The sequence below is a fragment of the Streptomyces sp. NPDC048636 genome, from assembly GCF_040650655.1.
In the GTDB taxonomy this organism is placed as follows: domain Bacteria; phylum Actinomycetota; class Actinomycetes; order Streptomycetales; family Streptomycetaceae; genus Streptomyces.
Window position 1 is genome coordinate 71,959 of sequence record NZ_JBEZHR010000005.1, and the last position, 22,879, is coordinate 94,837.

The following is a 22,879-nucleotide window of genomic DNA, read 5'->3' on the forward strand; positions in this document are numbered from 1 at the left end:
CTCCGGCTCCGGCGCGGGCGGATTCTCCTCGCGGCGGACCTCCGGCTCGACACGTTCTCCGGACCATTCCAGAAACGCCCCGCACGAACCGCAGAAGTCATCGGCGTCCTGATTCCGCCCGCGACAGCGACGGCACACGATCACTGGGTCACCACCTCCGTACGATGGGAGACATGAGCGGGCAGGAACTCACGTATGAGTTCCTCCAGCGCGGTCAGGTCGACTTCCCGCCCGGCGGCCACCGTGACGCGGATCAGCGTGACGGGCGACAGCGCCTCGGGGATCGGTGTTTCCGGAGCCGCGGAGGTGAACACGCCGCCGCTGTCGACCAGTTCCACCCTGCCGCCCGTGGCAAGGGCGATCCGCTCACGGACCCCTTCCGCCGTGCCGCGCGTACGGTGGCCCGACACCGCGTGCGCCGTGGCCGCGCGCTGCCGTTCCACCGGCCAGTTCTCATCCAGCTGGGTGCCCATCCGGTCGGCGAGCCAGCGCAGGAAGTCGGGTGGTGTCAACCATGGGTCGAGATACGCGTCGAGGCAGTCGAGTGTGCTGATGACGGGAGCGATGACCTCGTCCCAGCCTGCTGTGAGGCGGAGGGTGAAGTCATCGTCCTGGTAGACGGCGGGCAGCAGTTGGGCCAGGGAATAGGGGCTGCCGAGTCCGGGGACCGCGGCCCTCACCGTCCCTCCTCCACCTTGATGTGGTGGTCGTAGGACACGACAAGGCTGTGGTGGGAGAGGTCGATACGACGGGTCTCCTGGCCACGCTCCCCGGTGACGGGATTGGCGGCGAACAGGCGCACATCGTCCACCAGATCAGCGCCGTCGACACGTTGCAGGAGCGCGAATATCTCACCGACCTGCACCGGTCGGCCGAAGGGCCAGCCGTCGCCGTGGGGCCCTCCGCTCAGCGGGTCCAGGAATCCGTACAGGGCGGCCTCGGCGTCCCTGCGCACCCGCTCGGCCGTGGACCGGCGATGCGCGGTGATTTTGGCGACGACCGTGACACCCCGGTACAGCGGGGGTTCGATCATGACGCGGGTGCCCACCAGACGGACCTCGTCGAGCCGTGCCGCCACCCGGTCAAGGGTGTCCTGAGCGGGTACCAGGTGCTCCAGGCGTATCTGTTCACCGGGCGGGGTCGCGGGTACGACCAGCACTCTGACACTGCCCGGCTGCTCCTCCATCGGCAGGCATCGGGTCCGCGCCAGTTCGGGCGCCGCCTGCCGTGCGATCGTTTCGAAGTCCTCGGCGGTGACCGCGCGGTTGCTGCTGCGCAGCAGCAAGGGGCCACGCGCCACGGCCTCGGCGAGTGTCTCGCCGTCGGCGCCACCCCGCGCGGGGTTCCTGTTCTCGACGCCGCTGATGAAGGGGATCGACGACATCAGGGAACGCACCGCGCCCGCGGACACGTTTCCACGTGCGCCGCCACCGACGGCGAGTCCGCGGATGCGCACCGCGGCCCCGGCCGCCGGGACCGCCCCGAACTGACGCAATGTGCCGTCGGGTTGGCGTACCGCGGGGCCGAGCCGGACCTCGCCCGCCACCGCGTCCAGGACGAAGTGGCGGTCTTCGGGGCCGCTGGACGAGAAGTCGTCCACCTCGGTCCAGAGCGCCCACGAGGCGTCGCCGCCCGGAGCCAGGGTCTCCACCACGGGCTGTCCGTGGGGCGTCAGCACAGGGCCGTGGCGCAGGACGAAGCGCTGGCCCGGAACGCCCTCGGCCTCCTCGAGGCTCTCTCCGTCCACCTCCTCCACGTTGGTGGCGCGGACCGTGGCACCGACCGTCGCCATGGTCAGCCCGTGCACGATGGGACTGGAGCTGTAGCCGGGCAGGTCGTCCCGCGGGTCGAGGACCCGCGCGCGCAGCCATCCGGCCATATGGCCCCCGAGAACCGAGGAGGTGTGGCCGCCCGGGATGTGCACGATGACATGGCCGGACCGGTTGAGACCGCCGGTCTCGTCCAGGGACACCTCACACCCGGACCACGCCGACCCCGTCCACGCCTCCCAGACGAGCGGCGGGGTGTCGGGATCCACGCCGACACCGTCGATCCGACCGCTGAAGTCCAGCCGTACGGCACAGTGCGGCGCCGCACCGTCCAGTCCGAGCAGCATGCTGTCACCGGCCCGCGGGCACTCCCCGAACGCGGGAAACGGTTCGCGCAGCCCGTGTTTCCCATAGTCGTGCTCCAGGTGGCTGTTGTTGCCCGGAAGGGACGTCAGCACCCTGATGAGCCGGGTCGGTACCAGTGTCACTTCGTGATCCGTACGGAAGCTGATGGCCTCCTCGGCCTCGGTGCGCACGGTCGCGACGCGAGTGCCCTCGTGCACCACCAGCGGCGCTTCGGTGACCGGCGTGGTGGACCAGAAGGTGATGGGCGTCCGCGCGGCGACCGGTGGCAGCATCCGCAACCCGATGAGGTCGAGGAATTTGACGTAGAGCCGGTCGGGCACCTGGTTGAGCCGATGCAGCATCTGGTCCGTCATCAGCGCGAAGGCCTCGATGAGCGTGATACCGGGATCGGAGAGGTTGTGGTCCGTCCATTCCGGGCAGCGACGCGTGATGAGGTGCTTCGCCTCGTCGACGAGGTCCTGGAAACGCCGATCGTCGAGGTCGGGGGTGGGCAGCACGGCTACTGCGCTCCTTGCTGTTCTGCCGTACCGGTGTCATCCGGCATGGTGTAGAAGGGAAAGACCATGTTGCGGGGGTCGTTGGACTCCCGGGTGGCGTAGGTGATCACGATGTTGACCAACGTCGGGGTGTCCGGGTCCTGGTGGACCCGGACCTCCGAGACGGTGGCGCGCGGCTCCCAGGTGGCCAGGGAGGCGGAGACCTCCCGGCTGATCTCGTTGAGCGTGTCCGGGTCGGTGCCCGCGAAGACGAAGTCCCGCAGATGTGAACCGAAGTGCGGCCGCATCGGCCGCTCACCCGGATAGGTCGTGAGGATCAGCCGCATGGACTGTTCGACGAGGGCGTGTCCGGAGCGGGTCCGCACGGAGCCCTTGGCACCTACCCCCGGCGGGAAGGCCCACCCCGTGCCGATGAAGTCTTCCATGAACCAGCCTCCTGGGACGCTCAGTTGAGCTCGATCTTCGAGCCCTTGATGGCGACGGTGCCGCCGCTCTCCACCGTGATGGATCGCTGCGCGCGCAGGCTGAGCGAGGAGCCGCCGTCGATGGTGACCTGGCCCCCGGCACCCGCGGTGATGTCCACCGCGCCACCGTCACCGCAGTCGATGTGCAAGCGGCCCGCCCCGTTGCTGTCCGGAGGCCGCGGCCGGCAGGTGAGGGTCACCGTCCCGGCCACCTGGTCGATGGCCAGTCCCAGGCTGGCGTCCTTCGTCCCCAGCGTGATGGCGGAGACGGTCGGTGGCTGACCGGCCGTCGGTGGCATCCGGTCGTGGAAGGCGAGCATGTTCCCCGCCGGGGACACGATGCCCCGCCGCACCACCTCGGCGCTCCGGCCGGTGGTCTCGACGGCGGGTCCACCCAGGCCGTACGCACTGGAGTTGCTGAGGACACCGCCCACCACATACGGCCGACGCGGGTCGCCCAGCTCAAAGCCGAGAAGCACCTGATCCCCCACCTCCGGCAGCATGAGTCCACCCGCGCGTCTGCCTCCCGCCGACTGGACGACCGGTGCCCAGTCGGTTTCGTGGTCCGGGGCCAGCCAGGGGAGGGCGGCCTTCACCCGGCCCTTCCCGATGGGGTCGTTGACATCCGTCACCACCCCGCACACCACCCCGTTCATCTGCGGTGCGGAAGGGGGTCGGGTGGAACCGGTCAACCCCAGAAGCGTGCGGTCCTCACCATTGCCGAGCTGGAGCCGGGTGCGGTAGCCGCCCTCCGAGAGGTCGAAGACATGCCGGGCGGCCACCACCGTCCAGGTACCGGCGAAGGGCTCGGGAGGCCCCGCCACCCGTACCACGGTGCCCGCCCGGAGCCGTGGATCGCCCCAGGCCGTCGCCTGGGCCTCGGCGAAACTTCCGGCCAGTCGGCGGGTGGCGCCCGTCAGGGCCTCGTGGGCCGCGGGCTCGATGGCGGCACCGGCCGCGGGCGCGGCGTGGTTCACGATCCGCCCGGAGGCGCTCGGCGCCGGTCCCAGGGAAGGATCGGCGCCGGTCCGGGGTGTCGACGGTCCTCCCGCGGTGCGGAACGGCGCGAGGGCCGAGGCCATCGACGCGCCCAGCTCGACGGCCGGTCCGTCGGTCGGTGTCCGCAGGGATACCGCTCTGGCCTCCAGCGGATCCCAGACCCGCAGTTCCACCTCGGGCGAGAGGTTGCCCGCGGTCACACGGGGACGGAAGGTCCGCAGGTTCTCCTGGAGCGTCAGGGTCACCGGGGAGCCGGTTGCCGCAGAGCCCGCTGCCGGGGCGGCGGGTCGGAAGGAGAAGCCGTCCTCGTCGACGCCGAACCGGTAGCCGATCTCCCGGCACCGCCAGCTCAGGAAGTCCCAGTCCGTCTGGTTCAGCTGGCCGAGGTGGGTGTGGGTGGTGCGCGACGGTTCTACGTGGCCGATGGCAAGTCCGGCTTCGCGTGCGATCCGGCGGGCGATGTCCGCGTCCGTCATATTGAGGAAGGTCCGCACGCGCGAGCTGCGCTGGAGGCGATGGCTGGGGTCATAGGCGCGGACCACGGTGACGAGGGCGAGGTCGTAGTAGTCGCCCTCGAGCGCGGTGACTTCGCCCGAGCCCACGCGGACGGGCGGGCTGCCGTCCGGGTCCTGCGCCCACACCTCGATGGTGGTGCCGAAGGTGATGCCCGCGCGGGAGAGCAGGTCGCCCTCGTCGTCGCGGAATGTCACCTCGATCATGGTGGGCATGTGGAGACGGCTGTCCACGAGCGTACGCAACACCCGCTGTTGCAGCGCATCGGCGAGTGGACGTGGCGAGGAGCCCCCCACCCGCAGCACCGCATAGGTCCGGACCGTGCTGACCGGGGTTGTCACCAGGCGCCTCCCACCGGTCTGTTGAGCCCCGCGGTCATCTGGCGGATGGGGTCCTCGGCCGCGGTGCCACGGGGGCCATCGGGCCTGGTGGCCGTCTGGGGAGAGGAGCCTCCGGAGCGGTCGCCGAGTGCGGACCCGGTGCCGGTGCCGTTACCGGCGCCGGGTGTGGATCCGTTGTTCGCCACGGCGCGCCCGGACGGCCGCTGCTGCGGGCTTTCGACGCGGCCCGGCGGGGCCGTGGTGACCGGCGGTGGGGTGGCGGGGAGATGGGGGCTCTTGCCGAGGATATGCATGGTGAGATTGCGGACCTCGGCACGGACGGGAACGCCGTCGGAGGTGAAGCGGGTGTACGTGCAGTCGAAACGCATCAGCTGTACCGCGTAGTTGAACCCCGAGGTGGAGTTGCCCCATTCGAAGACGAGGCGTTCATGCTCACCCGCACCGACGGTCCCGCCCGCAGCGGTGGACGTGTCCTTCGACACCGGCTGCACCCACTGGAGGAGCTTCTCCACCACCTGGTCGCAACCCCGGCCGGTGAACGTGAGGGGGGAGAGGATGAGCCGTGAGGATCCCATCGAGTACACGCTCTGTAGCGCCCCGCTGAACCCCTGCTTCTTCTCACCGCCGATGGGATCGGAGATTCCCTCGGCGTTGTGCGAGATGCTGATTTCCGTGGGGGTGTACTGGAAGTCGATCCTGTTGGACGGGTCCGCCGCGCTGGACAGCTTCGCGGGGCTGATCGCGCGCTGGAGCGAGCCCGGCGGGGAAGGGGGGCTCACCACTGCTCCAGGAATCCGGCGTGCTCGAAGGAGAGCCGCTCCATCGCGACGGCGTTGCTCTGCGCGCTGAGCTCCGGCCCGGACCACTCCTTGGGAAACGCCTTGCGCAGCAGCCATGTGTGCACGGGCGTCCCCCGATAGTCCCGGAGGGTGATGGTGATGTCCTGCCCGGGGTACTCATGGGTGTCCCCGTACTCGTATCCGGTCCAACGCGATGCCACCTCGGTGAGCCAGCGGTGCACCGCGTCCGACTGGTCCGGGGCCATGGCCCGCTCAAGGGTGACGGTGGAGAACGTGACACGGTCCGGCAGAAGATGGCCGTGGAAGTACTGTCCTCCCTCGGTCACTTCCTTCGAGAGGAACTGAACCTGAAGGCCACGGCAGCTCGACCACCCTCCGAGGTCCAGTTCATCCACCCGTACCTCGAAGCGCATGGCGAGCCCGAGGCGTGGATACTCCCCAGGTCTGCTGCGGGGCTGTCGCCCGGCCAGCGCCGGTCCCGCGAATTTGTGCGCGTTGGCCCATGCCTGGTCGGGGTGGGTCCACAGGGCGGAGGGCAGCTTCGGTTGCATGGTGAGTTCCTTAGGTTCAAGAAATGGATCTACCGGCCACGCGCCCCGGAGGATCCCGCATGGCCGCGCCCCGCCGATGCGGATGCCGGTGCTGACGCCGTGGGGTTGTGGGGAGCGAAATCGTCGTTGAGGAATCCGGTGTGGACGAGCTCCAGACTCTCCAGCGCGACCCGTCCGTCCGCACCGCTGAACTCGTTGATGCCCCACGCGACCGGGAAGAACTCCTTGAGCTCCCAGGTCACGGTGGGCACCCCCGCCCAGTTGACGAGTGCGATGGCGCCGGTCAGCGGCTCGTTCCGTACCGATGTCTCGGTAAGCCACTCCTGGACGATCTGCGAGTCACCGCAGGCGGCACGCGACAGCTTCACCCTCTGGTATTGCGGCACCCCCGGGTAGACCAGCGGGTGGTTCCAGTTGTCACCACTGCGGTACTCACACGTCGGCCAGGTCACATTGAGGCCGGAGGCGCTGGCCCAGTCCCCGAGTTCGTATTCGCAGCGGTCGATGGCCACGGTGAAGCTGTGAGACATGCTCACCGAACCGAAGAACGAGTCGGTGAAGTTCATGGCGTCGCGCATGAGATCCCTCCGGCTACCCGAACGCCGGGTAACGCATCGATCGGACTAGGTGCGTGGCGTCAGCAGGCCGTGACGCTCGCGTTCGACGACCAGCTCACGCCGGACGTGGGTGATGACGCGCTCGTACAGCCGGTCGGCCAGGGCGTCGAGGTGGGTCGGGTTGTCCAGGTCGACAAGGCGCCGCCGCGACAGCACGGACAACGCCTCGATCATCCGGCTCCACTCGGCGGCCTCCGGTGAGGAGTCGGAGGGCGGCGGGCCGCCACCGGGTGGGGTGGATGGTCTCGACGGCATGCCGAAGGCGCCGGGGAACATGGTGCTGGGTGTGCCGGGTGAGCTGCCCCTGTCCATGGTGGGGGACGGAACGGGGGAGCCTCCTTGACTCGGCGCCTCATACCCGTCATGCGCCCCGTACGCGTCATGTGCCTCGTGCGACGAGACGGCCATGGGCGCCGCGCCATACGTTCTCCGTCGGAGGTGTGTCAGCGCGATCCGTTCCTCGCGAAACGGCAACGTCCCCCCTACGGCCTCCTGTTGTGCCACATGTGTCATCTCGTACGCGGGCGTCGCACGGGATGCCGCTGCGGGCTCGGTGGACTCAGTGGACACGGTGTGCTGAGGTACGGCGTGCAGGTGCCGTGTGGCGTGGTGGCGTCTCTCGGCATGTGAGATGGCTCCGGGGGCTGAATGCACCAGGTGCAGCTCAGCGGGCCGGGCGCCGGAGAAGTCGCTCACTGCTGCGGGCATGGGATCGGCGGGAACGTTCCACGGCGGTGGCGCGGCGGGCGGGAGCACCGCCGCGCCACCCGGTGGCAAGGGCACTGGCCCTCGCCGATGGACGAGGGGCGGGGCCAGGAGCGTGGGCGGTGTGCCGTCGGTTGGTATGCCGTTCTGAGGAGGCAGGGGCGTGCGCGCGGTGAGAGCGGGGCGTGCCTCTGAGCTGTCCGGTGATGACATGGCGGCGAGGTGTTCCGTGGTGCTTTCTGTCGCGGTACTCCGGGGCGGCGTGGCGCCCTCCGGTGGTGGGGCCATCGGCTGGTCAGCGCGTTCGGCGTCCTCTGGTGTCCGGGACTCCGCCGTCGGGCCGGTGGCCGGGTGCGGATCACCCGGATCACCCGGCGCTGCCGCTTCCGGCCGCGCCTCTTCGTCAGGAGTCAGAGGAGACGCGAATGTCCTCTGTGTTCCCTGCTCCACACGCCGTGAGGCGCCATGGCTGTCGGCCTTCGCCGCCGTCTTGGTCGGTTCTGCCTGGGGCACGGGTGCTGCTGACGGACCGTCATTCCGCTCTACTGGCACCTCATCCGTGCCGATGACAGCAGACGCGGGTTCAGCGGATGTATCACCCTCCGCTTCAGTGTCCGCGGAGACACGGTCGCCACCTTGGCGTGGCGCGGTGCGCTGCGGTGTCGGTCGGCCGCCGGATTTTGTGTCCTCCGCGACACCCTCGTCACGCCGTCTCCGCTGACGCGCCCCCTGCGCATGCCGCAGACTCCAAGCCGCCTCCCAGCTCGGTGGCGCGTCATCCGGTGGCACAGCGGGGGAGACGGTGCCCCCCTCGTGCGCCGTGCTCCCCGTGCTCCCCGTGCTCCCCGTGCTCCCCGTGCTCTCCGTGCTCTCCGTGCTCTCCGTCCTCGCCGCCTCGGCGGGTGGCCGCGGGGGCTGCCCGGCGGTGAGGTTCCGCTTACGCGATTCGGCCAGGGAGGCACGCGAGCCCGTTCTGACACGGAGTTCGGGCATGGCCGTGGGCTCCGCCCGGTCGGGCGGCACGGGACGATCCGAGGGACCGGGATCGTTGCCCTGGTTCATACGGGCTTGCACGTACGTGGGGGTGTCGTCGTCCGTCCGGACCATCCAGGCCGGGCGGAAGGCATCCAGCATGATGTCGAACTCGGACCGGGTGGGCGGTGGCGACACCGGGCGGGGCTCGCCGACGAACTCCCCGGTCGCTTCGGTGAGCGGGTGCGGGGAGGGGGCGTCGGCGGGAGCCATGGCCGAGGGAACCACACGGCGCACGGGGGCGGCCGGGAGATGACCTTCCGACGCCACGGGGAATGCGGTGGTGTCCCCGGACGCGCTGCGCACTTGCTCTACCGGCGTGATGGCCTCATGCCCCGAGCCAGCAGCACGGAGAGGGCGCGGCGCGTGGGCGCCGTACGCGCTGCCGCCATCGACGGAGGCGAGGGGCGCGGTGCTCCTGGAACCGGTGGTGGCCACGGGCGTACGGGCTCGGCCCAGCACCCTGGGAGTCAGCGTCCCGACGCCCACCGCCCCCGGGCCGGCCAACCCGCCCATGCCCGCAAGCTCATCCACCACCATCTCATCCACCACAACTTCATCCACGACAGAAGACCTGGCCGAAGGGGCCGCCGTGGCCGGGGCGGCTGCCACCAGCCCGTCCACCCGCCCCCGCGGCGCGTCACCACGGTGCGGAGCCCGTGTGCGGTGGACCAGAGGATTGCCCGTGGCGGCGACGGCCGTCCGGGACGCGCCGACCGTCCACGGGGTGGCGGGGACCGTGGAACGCAACACCGGGAGCCGGCGCCACGCTCCCCGCTCTCCCCGGATCGCCATGGTGGTCGCCGCGCCCTCGGCCCGGCGCCACCTGGTGAACCAGGACCACATGGACTTCCACGACCACCACACGATGGCCTCCTTCCCGAACCCGCCCGACAGAGGGTGTCAGTCACCCGACGCGTCGTTCGCGGCGATTTTCTGGTTGATCCGGCCGATCTCCTCGATCACCCGGCGGCGAGCCGGGTGCTCCAGGTCGAGAACGGAATCGGCGGACCAGTGCAGGTAGTAGGCGACGTAGACGACCTCCTCCCAGAGACGGTCGGCCGCATACGTCAGGATTCCCCCGGCGACTCTCCGGCGACGTCCACCAGGAAGTCATGGGCGCACGAGGGGCAACTGACCTGTGCCTCCGTGCGGCCCTCCTGGTTGATCCTGCGGTACAGGTCCTGGAGGAACGCCAGATCCGAGGCGAAGAGGTTCTCGATCGTGTCCGTGGTGACGTTCGGGACCTCGCCGATGCGTGTGACGGTCCGGGCGAGCAGCTGGACCGTGAGATAGGCGGGGTTCTGCTGCACCTTGGGGTCCATCTGCGGTGCGATCTCGTCCCGTGCCGTGGCGAGTCGCATCAGCCCCTCGCGGTGGACCTGCCCCTGGCTGTCCACATAGCCACGGGGGAGGACGAAGGGGTACTCCGTGCGCATGGTCCGGCCGTCCGTTTCCTGTGTGTTCCGCACGCCTAGCCGATCGGCATCTGCTGGATGCGTTCACACGTGAACGTGACCGACTCCAGGACGACTTCCGACGAACCCGCCTTGAGGTTGGTCACCTCGATCTTGCTGGGCCATGCGCCGTGCAGCCGGTAGAACATCCGGGGCGTCGACTCGCCCGCGCCCATGAGCTTGAGGTCGGCGCCCATCCGGGCCGCTGGCCGTCCCATGCGCACCGCCTCGTGCATGGCCCAGATGGTCGCGCTGCCGTCGACACCGCGCTTGAGGGTCACGGTGGGCGGCTTGGTCTTGCCGAACTGCTTGGTGTGCACGATGGCACCCGTCATGGCGTTCGTGGCGATGTACTCGGCGGGCTCCACCTCGGTGGTGATGCCGCCGAGTTCGGAGAAGTAGGCCGGGGCGGCGCCGTCGAAGGTGACGACGAAGGACGCCGCGGAGATGGCCTGGGGAGCGCTCTGGTCAAGTGACATAGGGAGGGTCCGTGTTCTACTCGTTGAGGGACGAGCCCTGTGCGAACTGGGAGAGTCTGAAGACGACGAACTCGGCGGGTTTCACCGGGGCGATTCCGATGTCGACGGTCAGCACTCCCGCGTCCCGGTTCTCGGGCGGGTTGTTGTCCGCGTTGCACCGTACGAAGAACGCCTCCTCCGGGGTGCGTCCGAAAAGCGCCCCGGAGCGCCAGACCCTGGTGAGGAACATGGAGGCGGTGCGCTCCACGCCGTTCCAGAGATGTTCGTTGTTGGGTTCGAAGACCACCCAGTTGGTGCCGTCCAGGATGGACTTCTCGACATAGTTGAAGAGGCGGCGCACATTCAGATAGCGCCACTCGGCATCGCTCGAGAGCGTGCGCGCACCCCAGACCCGTACGCCCTGTCCGGGGAAGATACGCAGACAGTTCACACCCAACGGATTGAGGATCGCCTGCTCACCCTTGGTGGCCGCGACCTCCACGGAGAGGGCGCCGCGGATCACTTCGTTGGCGGGTGCCTTGTGCACCCCACGTGTCGCGTCGTTGCGGGACCACACCCCGGCCATATGGCCGCTCGGGGGAAGGAAGTCCGGCTTCTTGTCGACCGGGTTCATCACCTTGATCCACGGCCAGTAGAGCGCGGCGTACTTGGAGTCGAAACCGGAGAAGTCCTGACGCCACTCGCGCGTCTGCTGCGCGTTGAGGCCGGGCAGCGGATCCAGGATGGCCACCCGGTCGCCCATGAGTTCACAGTGCGCGATCAGGGCCAGCTGCACGGCCTTGACGCCCTCGGCGTCGATGGCTCCGCTGCGGTAGGCGGCCATCAGATCGGGGACCGCGACCATGGTGATGTCGTCGATGGCCTCCAGACCGGAGAGGCCGGAGCGCTCGGCCGCGTCACCGATGAACTCGGTGGCGTCCACCTGCCCGGTCGTCACAGGAACCGGAGTCCGCGCCGGAGTCAGCGCTACCTTGGCGCCGGTCGCGGGACGTGTGAGGGCCGCGCCCTTGATCTCCTCCAGCGTGATCAGCTCGGACTTCCGCAGGGCGGTGGTCACATGGGAAGGTCCACGCTTGACGGTGACGTTGTCGTAGACCTCCGCGACCTGGCCGTCCTTGCTGACGACGAGCTTGAAGGTCTCGTCGGCGCCCTCGCTGGCGTCCTGGACCTCCACGGTCACCGTCGACGCGCCGTCCCCCGCACCCGCCTTGGCCAGGGCGAAGGCGAGGGCGGGCCGGTCGCCGGCCGGAGCGGGGAGTTCGCCGCGCACCCGCGCCTGCTCGAGGGCCGGTGTCTCATGAACGGTGGCCGCCCCGTCGCCGAGACTCACGATGTACGCATTGCCGCCGCCGTTCTGAAAGTAGCCGTAGACGGCCTGGGGCAGGTACGCGTCGGGGAGGAATTCACCGAACACACTGTTGTACTGGTCCCAGCTGGTGATCAGAACGGCCTCATGCGCAGGGCCTTTCGCGGTGAATCCGACGAAGGCGGCCGTAGCAGTGCCGACACCCTGAATGGGTTTGATTCCAGAAGACGTCTCCTCGACGTAAACGCCCGGAGTCAGATAGTTGGGCAACGCGCTCCTCGCTTTCTTGTATGGCGCGGATCGAGGATTACACGCGCGGTGGTGTGACGGCAGTCATCAACAGATGCCCTATGAGGCACTTCTGAGCTCCCTTGCGGGAAGGTGGCCACCGCTCGTTCGTCCGACCGCCCGCCCCTCGTTCCGGAACGCACCGGCGGGCAGGCTGAGGTGATGATGGATTCGGTCACACATTCCTTGGCGGCATGGCTGGAGCTGCGTCTTCCGGACAGCTGCCTGCACTTCGGTGCCCCTCGCGGGGAGAGCGGGGAGCACGATGCGGAAGTGTGCCTCAGCGCCCTTCTCTACGACGTCCGGGAGGAGCCACACCGGGAGAGCGGTGAGATGTACGTCAGGAACGCCGAGGCGATGGCCGTGGGAAGGGTGGCGCCCACCCGGCTGTTCCGGTACTCCTACCGGCTGACGGCCCACGCCCCGAGCTGGCAGGTGGCGCAGCGGCTCCTGGGCGAGGTGATGTGTGCGGCGGTGGACTCCCCGGCCATCCCGGGAACCCCGCCACGGAATCCGCCCGCCGGACGTCCCCCGCTCGCCATGCCGCTGATCGTCGCCCCGCCCGACGCCGTCGACTTCCCCTGGTGCGCACACGAGGAGCCCGCGGCGTCCTCGCCACCGCTCCACCTCGCTCTGCTGGCCCCGCTGCGCCCGAGGATCGACATCGACGTCGAGGCCCCGCCGCAGGCGGTGGACATCGGTCTGGGAACGCTGGACGGACAGCCCCCACGCCGCCGTGCGCGTTCCCTGCCCCGCCCCCGTATCAGCGAATAGCCCGCCTGACGTCGCGTCAGATCAGTCCCTCGCGGATGGCATAGGCCACCGCATGCGACCGGTTGCGCAGATGGAAGCGGTTGGTCACATCGTGCAGCACGTTCTTGACCGTCCGCTCGGAGTAGGAGAGCTGCTTCGCGATCTCCCGGGTGTCCATGCCGCACGCCACGAGTTTGAGCACCTCGCCCTCGCGGTCGGTCAGACCGTTGAACCGCAGGCCCCTCGGGGTCAGGACCTGACGCTGCACCGTGGACACCTGCTTGAGCAGTCGGCCCAGCAGATCGGGCGGTACGACTCCGGCGCCGTGGTGCACCGAACTGATGACCTGCACCAATCGGTCGGCTGTCGCCTCCCGTCTTCGGACCAGCCCGGCGACCCCCGCCTCCACCGCCACCATGAGCCCGGCGTCATCCAGCTCCGACACCACCACCACGGCCTGCTGGACGCCCTTCCCCCGTACGGAACGCAGCAGCCGGAGCGCTTCGTCATCCATCTCATGGGACACGATCAGCGCGACGGTCTCCCGGGAGAGGGTGTGCTCGTCGACGATCCACACCTCGGCTCGTGAGGTGAGCGCGGCCACGATCCCGGCCTCGGAGATGGGATCGGCGGTCTTGACGTGGACCAGGATTCTGTCAGTGGGCATGATGGTTCACCTTGTGCGTCTTCTGGGCGGCGTGCGCGACCACACAGCGCGGTTTCCGTGATCGTTGCTCGCTCAGCCTCCCTCCCGGAACGACGGCGGACCATGGCTCCGGGCGGCGACTTCATGCACTGAATCGGTGTTACCAGAGGTATATCCCTTTAGGTCTGACCAAGCATGACCAAGCCTGACCAACCGAGGAAAATGCTCATAAGTGGCGTCCTGGCAGGTGTCGATCGTGGTTTTCGCGGTGGCGCCGGGGACCGTCGTGGACGAGGTGTCAGCTCATGTCCGGCGGCTCATGTTCGGCCGCTCGCCGTCGCGCCGGGGCTCAGTGATGAGGACGGGGACGGCGTGGGGCTGGGTGACGTTGAGTCCGAGGGGCTGGGAGACTCCGAGGGATCCGTCGATCGGCTGGGTGCGGGGGAGGGGCTGGTGGCCGGTGTGGTCGACGGGCTCGGTGACGGGCTGTCGGTCGGGCCGGGTCCGAGGCGCGGTTTCTCCACACCCGCGTAGCCGGCGATCCACCACAGGACCGTTGTCGCGTACTCCGCCGAGTTGTTGTAGCTGAGGATCGCCGAGCGCAGCTGGTCCGGCTCGGCCAGATCACGTCCGTTCGCGCAGAGGTAGCGGCCCGCCGTGACCGCCGCGTCGTGCATATTGTCCGGGCCGGAGGTGCCGTCGTTGTTGCCGTCGGTGCCCCACACGGTCCAGGTCGAGGGGATGAACTGCATGGGACCGACCGCGCGGTCCCATTGGGTGTCCCCGTCGTACCGCCCGTCGTCCGTATCGCGGATCGGCGCGAATCCGGAGCCGTTGAGCGCCGGGCCCACGATGGGGGAGACGGTGTCCCCCGTGGCGGTGAGCGCACCCCCTCGGGCGTGGTTGGACTCGACCTTGCCGATGCCCGCGAGGACCGGCCAGGTCAGATGGCAGTCCGGCTGCGACTGGGCGAGGCGAGTCTGGGCGCGCAGGTAGGCCCGGTAGACCAGGGTGGGCAGGGTCAGCTCCGACGACGGTGGCTTCGTCTGCTCACCCGCGTTGGCGTCCGGCGCACCCGGGGAGTTGTCCTTGCCGGTCGGTGGCGTCACGAACGGCCGGGGGACCGCCTGCGACCCCTGCTCCACGGCGGTGTCCTGGGCCGCGCTCTGCTGCCGGCCCTTCTGCGCGGCGAACCCCACGGTGACCAGTGTGGTCGCCACGGCGACAGCCGCGAGCCCCTTCGTCGCGCCGTGCAGCGATGACGCCATGTGCTGTGAACTCCCTGCGTGTGGCCCGTGAACGTGGCGACTGCCGCGGGACGGCGGGCCGTGGCGCCGCCGTCCTCCCCCTCACCCGGCTCAGCGGGCGAACTGCTGGAACCGGTCGAAGAACTTTCCCTCGCCACCCGCGATGACCGGCGCGCCCGAGTTCTGGTCCACCGCGATGTTCAGCGTTCCGTGCCAGTTCCAGCTGTGTGCCAGGATGTGTTCACTCCACTTGAAGTGCACGGAGATGAAGGAGTTGTCCTTCTCGCGGAAGGTGGGGGAGATCGCCATACTCCCCTCTGCCTTCACGCCCTGGGACTGCCTCATCTTCATCGTGCCCACCTGCTCGATCAGGTCCACACGAAAGTTGGTGGGGAAGACCAGGGAGTCCGCCTCCTGGCCGTAGGCGCGACTCCGCAGCCGCTCCACCTCCTTCAGGAGGTACGCCCGGCGCGTCAACGCGTCGTTGGCCTCCTGGGACTCCTGGGCGAACTCGCTCGCCCGGTACTCCAGCTCCGCGATGCGCTCCTCGTGGTCGCGCCGCTCCTGCGGGCCGAGGTCGGCGGCCCGGAGGCCGAGATCCCGCCTGAGTTCCTCCGCCTCGGCCCGGGACCTCGCCGCCTCGGCCAGGTTGGACTCGATGGCCTTGCGGCAGTATTCGGGATTGATACCGCGGGCCTCGGAGCGCATCTTGTCCACCTCCGCGAGTACCTGGAGGTCCTGTTTGCGGACCGACACCCTGGCGGGGGTGTAGCTGAACACGTAGGGCACGATGCTGCTGACGCTCCTGCCCTCGTTCAGGGCTTTCTCGGCATCCGCGCCGCGCTGGGTGTGCCGGTGGGTGAGGGAGAGTCTGCGTGCCACCGGGTAGATGATCGAGTGGGTGTACCACACGCCGTAGAGATGCTGTGGCGTCAGATACTCGAGGTGGGCGTCCTTGTACGCCGGAGGGATCGCGTCGATCGGCGCCCCACTGGTCATACTGAAGTCGGATCTCGCTCCGATGTCCTTCAGGATCGTGTAGATGGTGGAGGCTGCCGTCGCGGCGTTGGCCGGGATACCGGCGGTCTGCCATGCCGTGGTGATGCCGACCGGGGGGACGGTCACTGTCTGCTTCCCTTTCAGTCGAGTGGCTCGTCGCGAGCCGGGTCAGGCGTTCGCGGTCTCAGGGGGGAGCGTGTCGAGGTCCATGTGGACCTCCACGCCGTGTTCCTCCAGGAGTTCGATGTGGTCCTGGGTGAGGTCGTCCGCGTCCTCCGGGTGGCTCGCGAAGACATGCAGCGCGTCGAGGAGTGCGAAGGGGTCGGCGGATCCGTCCTCGTGCTGATCGGGGGGAAGCTGTTCGGCGCCAAGCTGCTCCTCCCGCTGCTCGGCGCCTGCCCCGGCGGCCGCCGACGCCGCCTCATACTGGTTCATCTGCTCGGTGAACCAGTAGATGAACTGCTCGAGGACGTAGGTGCGGTACTCCTCCGGAGCGATGTCCTCGGGCAGGTAATAGAGTTCGGTGTGGTCCCGGGTGAACTCCTCGAAGTAGTACTCGTAGGGGCCAAGTTCGGGGGTGGTCACCAGGTGCTGGATGAAATCGCCCCACCCCGTGGTCGGCAGATTCGTCTCCCACTCCTGGTGCATCACGGCGTGCAGCATCGGTATGTCCGTCATCGGCTTCTCCGCGTGTCGAGGCATGAGGTCGTGACTCGGCTCGTCATCCTTGGGCGCTTCGCCCACCGGCGGGAAGAAGCGACCGGCGGGCCGATCGGGCGCCTCCGGGGTCCGATCGGCTGCCCTTGTGGACAACGCCGCCGCGGAACACGGGAGCCGCGCCGGTGATCCGCCCTGGGCGCGGTGGCAACGACGGCGCCCACTCCCGGCATGTACTCCGGGAGTGGGCGCGCTCACCCGTGTGGTGAGTGAGCGGGGCTCGTAACGGGCCCCGCGGCGACGGGTCAGAGGTGCTTCCACCGGGCGTTCGAAAGCCACTCGCCCACCGCCTGGAACGTCACCGCCTGTACGTGCTCCGCGGCGTGCTGGGCCACATTCTGGGCCAGGTTCTGGGCGATGGCCTCGACGACGTTGTTCTCCTCAAGGGTGCCCAGGTTCCCGTCGAAGCCGAGGTTCTCCGGTGAGTAGGCGCGGAGCGTGTCAGCCGTCGCCTGGTACCCAAGGCTCTCCAGATTGTGGGCGACGTATTCGACGGCCTCTTGGGGGTCGTAGGTCTGCTGGTCGTCAACGGGGGTGGACATCGGATTCTCCATTGATCTCGGTGGCTCGCCACACGGCAAGTCCTCGTGGAAAAACCTAGATCGGATCCGCCACATGCTGAGGAGGCTGAAGGGTGGGCGACAAGCCTCACATTCTTTCCCTTGTGGGCAGACGAGCGAGGACCATCTGCCGGTTGACGAGCCGTGCCCGGCAGCCCACCCCCTCCGGATGCGTGGAGAGCGGGATGAATATGATGGAGTCCTTCTGAAATAAGGGCTGTTGAGAGCCGTGGCATGCGCTCCGCTTCGCGATCCGCTCCGGAACGCACGGGTCGGATCTCGCGATGGAGAGAGGTGAGATGAGCGGAGCTCATGAGGAGTTCGGCCGGATGGCCCGGAAGTTGGGGCTGGGACGGCGGACCGGACGCATCCCCGCCACCCAACCGCCACCGGCGGCTGTCACGTGCGGCGTTCCGGAGGGCGGGCCGTACCCCTCGTCCGCCGGGGCCGGACGGAGACCGGATCGACCCGTGGCCTCCCGCGCGCTGTCCGAACGGACCCGAGGCGCCCTCGCCGAAAGCCTCCCCGAGGTCGGCGCGGCCATCGGTGAGATCACGCGTGGCTTCTACGCGTCTCTGTTCCGCGAACACCCCGAGTTGCTGAACCGCATGTTCAACCGCGGCAACCAGGCAACGGGCGAGCAGCAGGACGCCATCGCCTCGGCGCTCATCGGCTTCGCCTCGCTCCTCGCCTACCGCCCCTACATCCGCCCCGAGGACGTGCTGAACCGCATCGCGCACAAACACGCCTCAGTGGGGGTCGTCCCCGGCCAGTACAAGGTGGTCGAGCGCCATCTCCTGGGCGCCATGTCCGAGGTGCTCGGGTCCGGGATGTCCTCGCGCGTCGAGGCGGCCTGGAGGGAGGTGTACTGGATCATGGCGGACACGCTGATGGCCCGCGAGGAGCAGCTGTACGTCTCCGCCCGCGCCGAACCGGTCCCTGCCTGGCGGCACTGGCGGGTGGTGCGGCGGACCGAGGAAGCACACCATGTGCGCTCCTTCTGGCTGCAACCGGCCGATGGCGCACCGCCACCGCCCTTCCTGCCCGGGCAGTACGTCACCGTGGCCGTGGAACTGCCCGACGGAGCACTGCAACTGCGCCAGTACAGCCTGACCTCCGCCCCCGGGGACAGTCTGTGGCGGATCACCGTACGGCGTGTCCAGGGCACGAGCCGGCCGCCGGGCGAGGTCTCCAGCTTTCTGCATGAGCGGATCGGTCTCGGCGACATCCTGGCCGTCTCGCCGCCCTACGGCGAGGTGGTGCTCGACGACTCCACCTCACCGTTGCTCTTCGCGTCGTACGGCATCGGGCTCACCCCCTTCGTGAGCATGCTGCGCCACCTCGTGGACACCGGCTCCCCGAGGCTGGTCACCGTGGTGCACAACGACCGGTGCGTAGGGGACCATCCGCTCCGTTTCGAGGTCGAGGACTGTGTGCGCACGCTGGGCGGGCGTCTCCTGGTCGGTTACGAGGACCGGAGCGGGTGCCCCTCAGGGAGTTACCCCGGCCCGGTGGACCTCGCCTCCCTCACCTTGCCGCACACCACGCGTGCCTATCTGTGCGGCCCGGTCCCCTTCCTGCGTGCGGCCAGGCTGTCGGTCATCCGTGCCGGAGTGACCCCGTCCTCCTTGCGCTACGAAGTGTTCGGCCCCGACATGTGGCAGGCCCCCAGCTGACGCCGTCCCCGCACACCGTGGCAGGCCCCGCGGAAACCGGGCACTACGGTTCGCCGTCCATGGCCGCGGGGGTCTTGCTCGGGCTCGGCGGCTGCCATCCGGGGCGGTCGAGGAGGTGCCGGGCGCGCTGCCGCCACGACGGGGCCGCGGCCAGGTCCTGGCCGATCGACGCGTACTCGTGGAAGGCGATCCGGAAGGGGTTGTGGGTGTCGATGTTCTTGGTCAGGCCGTAGACGGGGCGCTCCACCTCGTCCGCGTAGGTGCCGAAGAGCCGGTCCCAGAGCATATGGATGCCACCGAAGTTGCGGTCGAGATAGCCACCCTGCGAGGCGTGGTGGACCCGGTGGTGCGAGGGTGTGTTGAAGATGTATTCGAAGGCCGGGTGGAGCTTGCCGATCCGGTCGGTGTGCAGCCAGAACTGGCTGAGCATATTGATGCTGCCGCACAGGAACACCGCCCACGGGGGAACGCCGACGAGGATCAGCGGCACATAGAACACCTGTGAGGTGACGCCCGTCCACGGCTGCCGGATCGAGGTCGTGTAGTTGTACTGCCGGCTGGAGTGGTGCACGACGTGGGAGGCCCACAGGACGCGGACGACGTGATGTTGGCGGTGCATCCAGTAGTAGCAGAAGTCCTGGGCGAGAAGGATCAGCCCGAAGGTCGCCCAAGTGACCGGGATCCGCAGCGGAGTCAGCTCGTAGAGGCCGACGAAGGCGACGAACGCCAGCCCCTTCCAGAAGATGTCGACGATCGCCACACCGGCGCCGATGGCCACGTTCGCCGCGGTGTCCCGCAGGGTGTAGCCACTGGCGTTCTCGTCGGGGTGCAGCCGGTAGTAGACGACCTCGATGAGGATGAGCAGCGCGTAGAGCGGGACGGACAGCGTCAAGAGGTTGGGTGGGGCTTCCACGGAGAGTTCCTCCCGGCTGGTTTTCGGAGCGCTTCGCTCCGACTAAGCGAGTATCGGAGCGGAGTGCTCCGAAACTCAATAGGCTGGGCGCCATGAGCTCAGAAGCCAGACGAGGGCGATACGTAGAGGCCCGGCGCAACGACGTCCTGCTGCTCAGTGCGGCCCGTGAAGTCTTCGCCGAACAGGGCGCCGGTGCGCCCGTCTCCGAGATCGCCAAGCGTGCCGGCATCGGCATGGGGTCGCTCTACCGCCGATACGGCAGCAAAGTGGAACTGCTCCAGCACCTGTGCACGGTCGCGATGGAGCAGACGATCGCCGACCTGGACAAGGCACTTGCCTGCCCCGGCTCCGCCTGGAACGCGCTGGGCGACTTCATCCGCGCGGCGGTCGAGGCACGAGCCGGAGCCTTCAGCGCGTTCGCGGGCGTACTGCCGATCACCCCGGAGATCGAAGCGGTCAATGAACGTGGCCGAGAGCGGCTGGAAACCCTGCTGGCCCGGGGCCACGCGGACGGCAGTGTCCGCCGTGACCTCGGCTGGCTGGATGTGACCCTCCTGATAGTCCACTTCAGCAAACATCCGCGCACCACGGACGACGACCGCAACACCTGCTGGCGGTTGCTCGCGATGAGCCTCGAGGGGCTGCGCGCACGCGACGATCAGGCGGCGCTCCCGGGCAAGGCGCCCGACCCCGTCCGATACCTCGCGCCGTGGAAAGTGTGAATCGCGGTGACCCCCGGCTGCCGTGCCACCGTGCGGTGAGGGCGGCCCGTGGTGCCGGTGCCACCGGCTGCTTCCGCCGCATGGGCGCCGAGGAAGCGCATGAGGGAACTAGTGATTTCCACTGATCCGCTCGTCGGCCCCGGCCTTGCAGAGTGGACGCGGTCGGCAGGACGCGGGCGCGATAACCCCTCTGTGCCGATGACCTGTTGAGGCACTCGGAAAGGAAGCTCGCTGTCCCCCTGGTGTGATGTGTGCGGACTGGGCGACGCGTCGGCGATGTCGTCTGCCGCCCGCCACGACGGCTCGGCCACGCCCTCGTACCTGACCCCGCGATCGGGCGCCCCGCGCGCCCGCCACGGTTGCCCGGCCGGGCCATAGCGGGAGCGGCTCGTGAGTGAGAACAGGCGCAACGAACGCATGTCCGTCATCATGACGCTGCTCACCCGGTACGGGGAGGTCGAGGTCCACACCCTGCCGGCGCTGCTCAATGTCTCCGGGCCGACGGTACGCCGCGATCTGGCGCTCATGGAGGAAAAGGGCCTGCTGCTCCGTTCCTACGGGAAGATCGCCGCGGCCCGGCAGAGCGCCGAGATGCCCGTGAGCTTCCGGCACGCCCGGAACACCGAGGCCAAGCAGCGCATCGGAGCCCTCGCCTCGTCCCTCATTCCGCACCGCCCGTTGACACTGGCGCTGAGCGGCGGCAGCACCGTGCGTTTTGTCGCCCAGCACCTGGCGGGACGCGCCGGTCTGACGGTGGTGACCAACGGCCTCGACACGGTGGACTCGCTGTTGACCCGCCAACTGGTGCAGGTGGTGGTGACCGGCGGGCAGGCGAGACCCAGCTCGCGGGAGCTCGTCGGCCGTGGCGCCGAACGGACGCTGCGCTCCTATCGGTTCGACTACGTCGTCATCGGTGTCGATGGCATCAGCCCCGAGAAGGGGCTCACCCGCCACAGTGACCGGGGCGCCGAGGTCGACCGGGTGATGCTGGAGCAGGCGGACCACGCGATCGTGGTGGCCGACAGCTCCAAGATCGGCAGGGTGCATCGTGCGAAGATCGCCGACACCGTGGCAGTCGACAACATCGTGACCGACTCCCACGCCAACGCGGGCGTGGTGGCGAGGTTGAGGGACAGTGGTGTGACGACCACCCTGGTCGTGGTTCCGCCGCTCAAACCGGGAGCCCTGCCGCGAGCCAGATGAGACCGCCGCCCTGTGGTCAGGGCACGCGAATGACGGGGTCGAAGGGGCGCTTGTTGAAGCCGGTTCGCAGATTCCGGCAACCCGGCGCCGTGCACATGAAGAACTCCTCGACGGCTTTCCGGCCCGTGCGGTTCTTGAGCCAGACCTTCTCCTCGGCGGAAAGGCGTCGGTGCTGTTCGTCGGATTCGCAGGTGTGGCAGTACAACTTATGGTCCGCGGACACGAAACCTCCCTAAATGGACAGAACTGCTCATCCTGAATATAGGGGATGTATGCATCCCCCTCTGCGAAGGAGGGCGTGGCTGGGCAGTTCGCGCGGCCCCGTGGGGGCGACCGCTCCGATTCGTCGAGCGTCGTGTGGCACTCGCGGGCGGGCCGTGCCGTCCCCGGCCTCAGGCTTTGAGCGCGCGCCCCGTGACGGCCAGAACGACCCGACGTGGCGCGAACCGGCCCGCCATCGCCGACAGGCGGTTGCTCAGACCGGCCACGGTGCTCGGCGGCGTGGTGCGGCGCTCCAGGGCGCGGCGGGCCGCCGTCACCACCCCGGCGGGTGTCGCGACGCGCCCGACGGAGGCGTCCTGGGTGCCGACGACATCGAAGAACTCGGTGCTGACCGGGCCCGGCGAAACCGCCAGCACACGCAGCGAGGACCGGCGGTTCTCGTAGGCCAGCGACTCGGTCAGGCTCAGCACGAACGCCTTGGTGGCGCCGTAGACCGCCATGGCCGGGGTGGGCTGGTAGGCGGCGGTGCTGGCCACGGTCACCAGGGCGCCCCGGCCATCGGCCACCAGGTCCGGGAGGAAGGCGCGGGTGATGTCGGCGACCGCGCCGATATTGACCTGGATCATGCGGGTGATCTCGTCCGGGTCCTGCTCCAGGAAGGGGCCATGACTTCCGAAACCGGCATTGTTGATCAGTGTCTGCACGGTGATGCCGCGCGCCTCGAGCTCCGCTCGCAGGTCCGCTCCGGCTCCTGGCCGGGAGAGGTCGGCGGCGATCGGGGTGGCGGTGATGCCGTGGCTCTGCTCCAACGTCTTGGCCAGCGCTTCCAGCCGGTCGAGGCGGCGGGCGACGAGCACCACATCGGAACCGCGCTCGGCCCACTGACGGGCGAACTCTTCCCCCAGACCGGCACTGGCACCGGTGATCAGGGCCGTTGTTCCCCGATAGGACATGGTGGGCATGGTGGGGTACTCCGCTTCTCGGCCGGGGTGTGCGACATAATCAATGTAGGCATCCGCCAGCATTGTAGTCAACTG

The 22,879-nt window shown here is 68.8% G+C and carries 24 protein-coding genes; 4 read left to right on the forward strand and 20 right to left on the reverse strand.

Translation table 11 applies throughout. From position 1 onward, the window contains the following. Positions 1-140: 140 nt before the first annotated feature. The 12 genes from AB0C66_RS15565 to AB0C66_RS15620 form a co-directional block, all read right to left on the reverse strand. A complete protein-coding gene (locus tag AB0C66_RS15565) occupies positions 141-680 on the reverse strand; it encodes a phage tail protein (protein WP_362437559.1) in 540 nt (179 codons plus the stop codon). After that, entirely contained in the window at positions 677-2,632 is a 1,956-nt protein-coding gene (locus tag AB0C66_RS15570; RefSeq protein WP_362437561.1) for a putative baseplate assembly protein, read from the reverse strand. The genes AB0C66_RS15565 and AB0C66_RS15570 overlap by 4 nt, the downstream gene beginning before the upstream one ends. 2 nt (positions 2,633-2,634) lie before the next feature. Then, complete coding sequence (locus AB0C66_RS15575; protein WP_362437563.1) at positions 2,635-3,057, reverse strand: GPW/gp25 family protein; 423 nt, start codon at positions 3,055-3,057, stop codon at positions 2,635-2,637. A gap of 20 nt (positions 3,058-3,077) precedes the next feature. Beyond that, positions 3,078-4,949 carry a VgrG-related protein gene (locus AB0C66_RS15580; RefSeq protein ID WP_362437565.1) on the reverse strand — a complete coding sequence of 624 codons (1,872 nt, stop codon included), beginning with the start codon at positions 4,947-4,949 and terminating at the stop codon, positions 3,078-3,080. After that, positions 4,946-5,728: a hypothetical protein gene (locus tag AB0C66_RS15585; protein ID WP_362437567.1), complete on the reverse strand. Its 783-nt coding sequence runs from the start codon at positions 5,726-5,728 to the stop codon at positions 4,946-4,948. The genes AB0C66_RS15580 and AB0C66_RS15585 overlap by 4 nt, the downstream gene beginning before the upstream one ends. Continuing rightward, positions 5,725-6,300, reverse strand: coding sequence for a phage tail protein (locus tag AB0C66_RS15590; protein WP_362437569.1), 576 nt, complete (start codon positions 6,298-6,300; stop codon positions 5,725-5,727). Before AB0C66_RS15590 ends, AB0C66_RS15585 begins: the two co-directional genes overlap by 4 nt. Positions 6,301-6,329: 29 nt before the next feature. Continuing rightward, positions 6,330-6,878: a phage tail protein gene (locus AB0C66_RS15595; protein WP_362437571.1), complete on the reverse strand. Its 549-nt coding sequence runs from the start codon at positions 6,876-6,878 to the stop codon at positions 6,330-6,332. 45 nt (positions 6,879-6,923) lie between these two features. Then, the gene (locus AB0C66_RS15600) at positions 6,924-7,229 is read right to left on the reverse strand and encodes a hypothetical protein (RefSeq protein ID WP_362437573.1); all 306 of its coding nucleotides are present in this window, start codon (positions 7,227-7,229) and stop codon (positions 6,924-6,926) included. Between the two features lie 2,328 nt (positions 7,230-9,557). Beyond that, positions 9,558-9,728 carry a DUF6760 family protein gene (locus AB0C66_RS15605; RefSeq protein ID WP_362438775.1) on the reverse strand — a complete coding sequence of 57 codons (171 nt, stop codon included), beginning with the start codon at positions 9,726-9,728 and terminating at the stop codon, positions 9,558-9,560. After that, the gene (locus AB0C66_RS15610) at positions 9,725-10,093 is read right to left on the reverse strand and encodes a hypothetical protein (protein ID WP_362437575.1); all 369 of its coding nucleotides are present in this window, start codon (positions 10,091-10,093) and stop codon (positions 9,725-9,727) included. The genes AB0C66_RS15605 and AB0C66_RS15610 overlap by 4 nt, the downstream gene beginning before the upstream one ends. 35 nt (positions 10,094-10,128) lie before the next feature. Continuing rightward, a complete protein-coding gene (locus AB0C66_RS15615) occupies positions 10,129-10,590 on the reverse strand; it encodes a phage tail protein (RefSeq protein ID WP_362437577.1) in 462 nt (153 codons plus the stop codon). Between the two features lie 16 nt (positions 10,591-10,606). Next, positions 10,607-12,166: a phage tail sheath subtilisin-like domain-containing protein gene (locus AB0C66_RS15620; RefSeq protein ID WP_362437579.1), complete on the reverse strand. Its 1,560-nt coding sequence runs from the start codon at positions 12,164-12,166 to the stop codon at positions 10,607-10,609. Between the two features lie 183 nt (positions 12,167-12,349). On the opposite strand from AB0C66_RS15620, the gene AB0C66_RS15625 reads away from it, so the two are divergent. Further along, positions 12,350-12,958, forward strand: a complete 609-nt coding sequence (locus AB0C66_RS15625; RefSeq protein WP_362438778.1) for a Pvc16 family protein — start codon at positions 12,350-12,352, stop codon at positions 12,956-12,958. A 16-nt stretch (positions 12,959-12,974) separates the two neighbouring features. Here AB0C66_RS15625 and AB0C66_RS15630 read toward each other — a convergent pair whose 3' ends face one another. The 5 genes from AB0C66_RS15630 to AB0C66_RS15650 all read right to left on the reverse strand — a co-directional run bounded on the left by AB0C66_RS15630 (position 12,975) and on the right by AB0C66_RS15650 (position 17,088). Next, positions 12,975-13,604, reverse strand: a complete 630-nt coding sequence (locus AB0C66_RS15630; RefSeq protein ID WP_362437581.1) for a response regulator transcription factor — start codon at positions 13,602-13,604, stop codon at positions 12,975-12,977. A 296-nt stretch (positions 13,605-13,900) separates the two neighbouring features. Beyond that, on the reverse strand, positions 13,901-14,851 hold the full coding sequence (locus AB0C66_RS15635; RefSeq protein WP_362437583.1) for a hypothetical protein: 951 nt from the start codon (positions 14,849-14,851) through the stop codon (positions 13,901-13,903). A gap of 90 nt (positions 14,852-14,941) precedes the next feature. After that, on the reverse strand, positions 14,942-15,955 hold the full coding sequence (locus tag AB0C66_RS15640; RefSeq protein ID WP_362437585.1) for a hypothetical protein: 1,014 nt from the start codon (positions 15,953-15,955) through the stop codon (positions 14,942-14,944). 42 nt (positions 15,956-15,997) lie between these two features. Next, on the reverse strand, positions 15,998-16,507 hold the full coding sequence (locus AB0C66_RS15645; RefSeq protein WP_362437586.1) for a hypothetical protein: 510 nt from the start codon (positions 16,505-16,507) through the stop codon (positions 15,998-16,000). 284 nt (positions 16,508-16,791) lie between these two features. Further along, positions 16,792-17,088 carry a hypothetical protein gene (locus AB0C66_RS15650; protein WP_362437588.1) on the reverse strand — a complete coding sequence of 99 codons (297 nt, stop codon included), beginning with the start codon at positions 17,086-17,088 and terminating at the stop codon, positions 16,792-16,794. A 317-nt stretch (positions 17,089-17,405) separates the two neighbouring features. On the opposite strand from AB0C66_RS15650, the gene AB0C66_RS15655 reads away from it, so the two are divergent. Further along, complete coding sequence (locus AB0C66_RS15655; protein ID WP_362437590.1) at positions 17,406-18,782, forward strand: globin domain-containing protein; 1,377 nt, start codon at positions 17,406-17,408, stop codon at positions 18,780-18,782. 43 nt (positions 18,783-18,825) lie between these two features. On the opposite strand, the gene AB0C66_RS15660 is transcribed toward AB0C66_RS15655, so the two are convergent. Further along, positions 18,826-19,695 carry a sterol desaturase family protein gene (locus tag AB0C66_RS15660; RefSeq protein WP_362437593.1) on the reverse strand — a complete coding sequence of 290 codons (870 nt, stop codon included), beginning with the start codon at positions 19,693-19,695 and terminating at the stop codon, positions 18,826-18,828. 92 nt (positions 19,696-19,787) lie between these two features. Here AB0C66_RS15660 and AB0C66_RS15665 point away from each other — a divergent pair, with 92 nt between their 5' ends. Both AB0C66_RS15665 and AB0C66_RS15670 read left to right on the forward strand, forming a co-directional pair. Then, positions 19,788-20,417, forward strand: coding sequence for a TetR family transcriptional regulator (locus tag AB0C66_RS15665; RefSeq protein WP_362437596.1), 630 nt, complete (start codon positions 19,788-19,790; stop codon positions 20,415-20,417). A 390-nt stretch (positions 20,418-20,807) separates the two neighbouring features. Next, a complete protein-coding gene (locus AB0C66_RS15670; protein ID WP_362437599.1) occupies positions 20,808-21,620 on the forward strand; it encodes a DeoR/GlpR family DNA-binding transcription regulator in 813 nt (270 codons plus the stop codon). A 16-nt stretch (positions 21,621-21,636) separates the two neighbouring features. On the opposite strand, the gene AB0C66_RS15675 is transcribed toward AB0C66_RS15670, so the two are convergent. Together AB0C66_RS15675 and AB0C66_RS15680 are read right to left on the reverse strand one after the other, a co-directional pair. Further along, positions 21,637-21,843, reverse strand: coding sequence for a hypothetical protein (locus AB0C66_RS15675; RefSeq protein WP_362437602.1), 207 nt, complete (start codon positions 21,841-21,843; stop codon positions 21,637-21,639). A 169-nt stretch (positions 21,844-22,012) separates the two neighbouring features. Further along, the gene (locus AB0C66_RS15680) at positions 22,013-22,795 is read right to left on the reverse strand and encodes an SDR family oxidoreductase (protein WP_362437605.1); all 783 of its coding nucleotides are present in this window, start codon (positions 22,793-22,795) and stop codon (positions 22,013-22,015) included. Between the last annotated feature and the right edge of the window lie 84 nt (positions 22,796-22,879).

Excerpts from the sequence above, each read along its gene's own strand:
- AB0C66_RS15595 (WP_362437571.1), bottom strand. The coding sequence starts at position 6,878 with ATGCGCGACGCCATGAACTTCACCGACTCGTTCTTCGGTTCGGTGAGC.
- AB0C66_RS15615 (WP_362437577.1), bottom strand. The coding sequence starts at position 10,590 with ATGTCACTTGACCAGAGCGCTCCCCAGGCCATCTCCGCGGCGTCCTTC.
- AB0C66_RS15625 (WP_362438778.1), top strand. The coding sequence starts at position 12,350 with ATGGATTCGGTCACACATTCCTTGGCGGCATGGCTGGAGCTGCGTCTT.
- AB0C66_RS15590 (WP_362437569.1), bottom strand. The coding sequence starts at position 6,300 with ATGCAACCGAAGCTGCCCTCCGCCCTGTGGACCCACCCCGACCAGGCA.
- AB0C66_RS15655 (WP_362437590.1), top strand. The coding sequence starts at position 17,406 with ATGAGCGGAGCTCATGAGGAGTTCGGCCGGATGGCCCGGAAGTTGGGG.
- AB0C66_RS15630 (WP_362437581.1), bottom strand. The coding sequence starts at position 13,604 with ATGCCCACTGACAGAATCCTGGTCCACGTCAAGACCGCCGATCCCATC.
- AB0C66_RS15645 (WP_362437586.1), bottom strand. The coding sequence starts at position 16,507 with ATGACGGACATACCGATGCTGCACGCCGTGATGCACCAGGAGTGGGAG.
- AB0C66_RS15650 (WP_362437588.1), bottom strand. The coding sequence starts at position 17,088 with ATGTCCACCCCCGTTGACGACCAGCAGACCTACGACCCCCAAGAGGCC.
- AB0C66_RS15665 (WP_362437596.1), top strand. The coding sequence starts at position 19,788 with ATGAGCTCAGAAGCCAGACGAGGGCGATACGTAGAGGCCCGGCGCAAC.
- AB0C66_RS15600 (WP_362437573.1), bottom strand. The coding sequence starts at position 7,229 with ATGGACAGGGGCAGCTCACCCGGCACACCCAGCACCATGTTCCCCGGC.
- AB0C66_RS15610 (WP_362437575.1), bottom strand. The coding sequence starts at position 10,093 with ATGCGCACGGAGTACCCCTTCGTCCTCCCCCGTGGCTATGTGGACAGC.
- AB0C66_RS15680 (WP_362437605.1), bottom strand. The coding sequence starts at position 22,795 with ATGTCCTATCGGGGAACAACGGCCCTGATCACCGGTGCCAGTGCCGGT.
- AB0C66_RS15635 (WP_362437583.1), bottom strand. The coding sequence starts at position 14,851 with ATGGCGTCATCGCTGCACGGCGCGACGAAGGGGCTCGCGGCTGTCGCC.
- AB0C66_RS15575 (WP_362437563.1), bottom strand. The coding sequence starts at position 3,057 with ATGGAAGACTTCATCGGCACGGGGTGGGCCTTCCCGCCGGGGGTAGGT.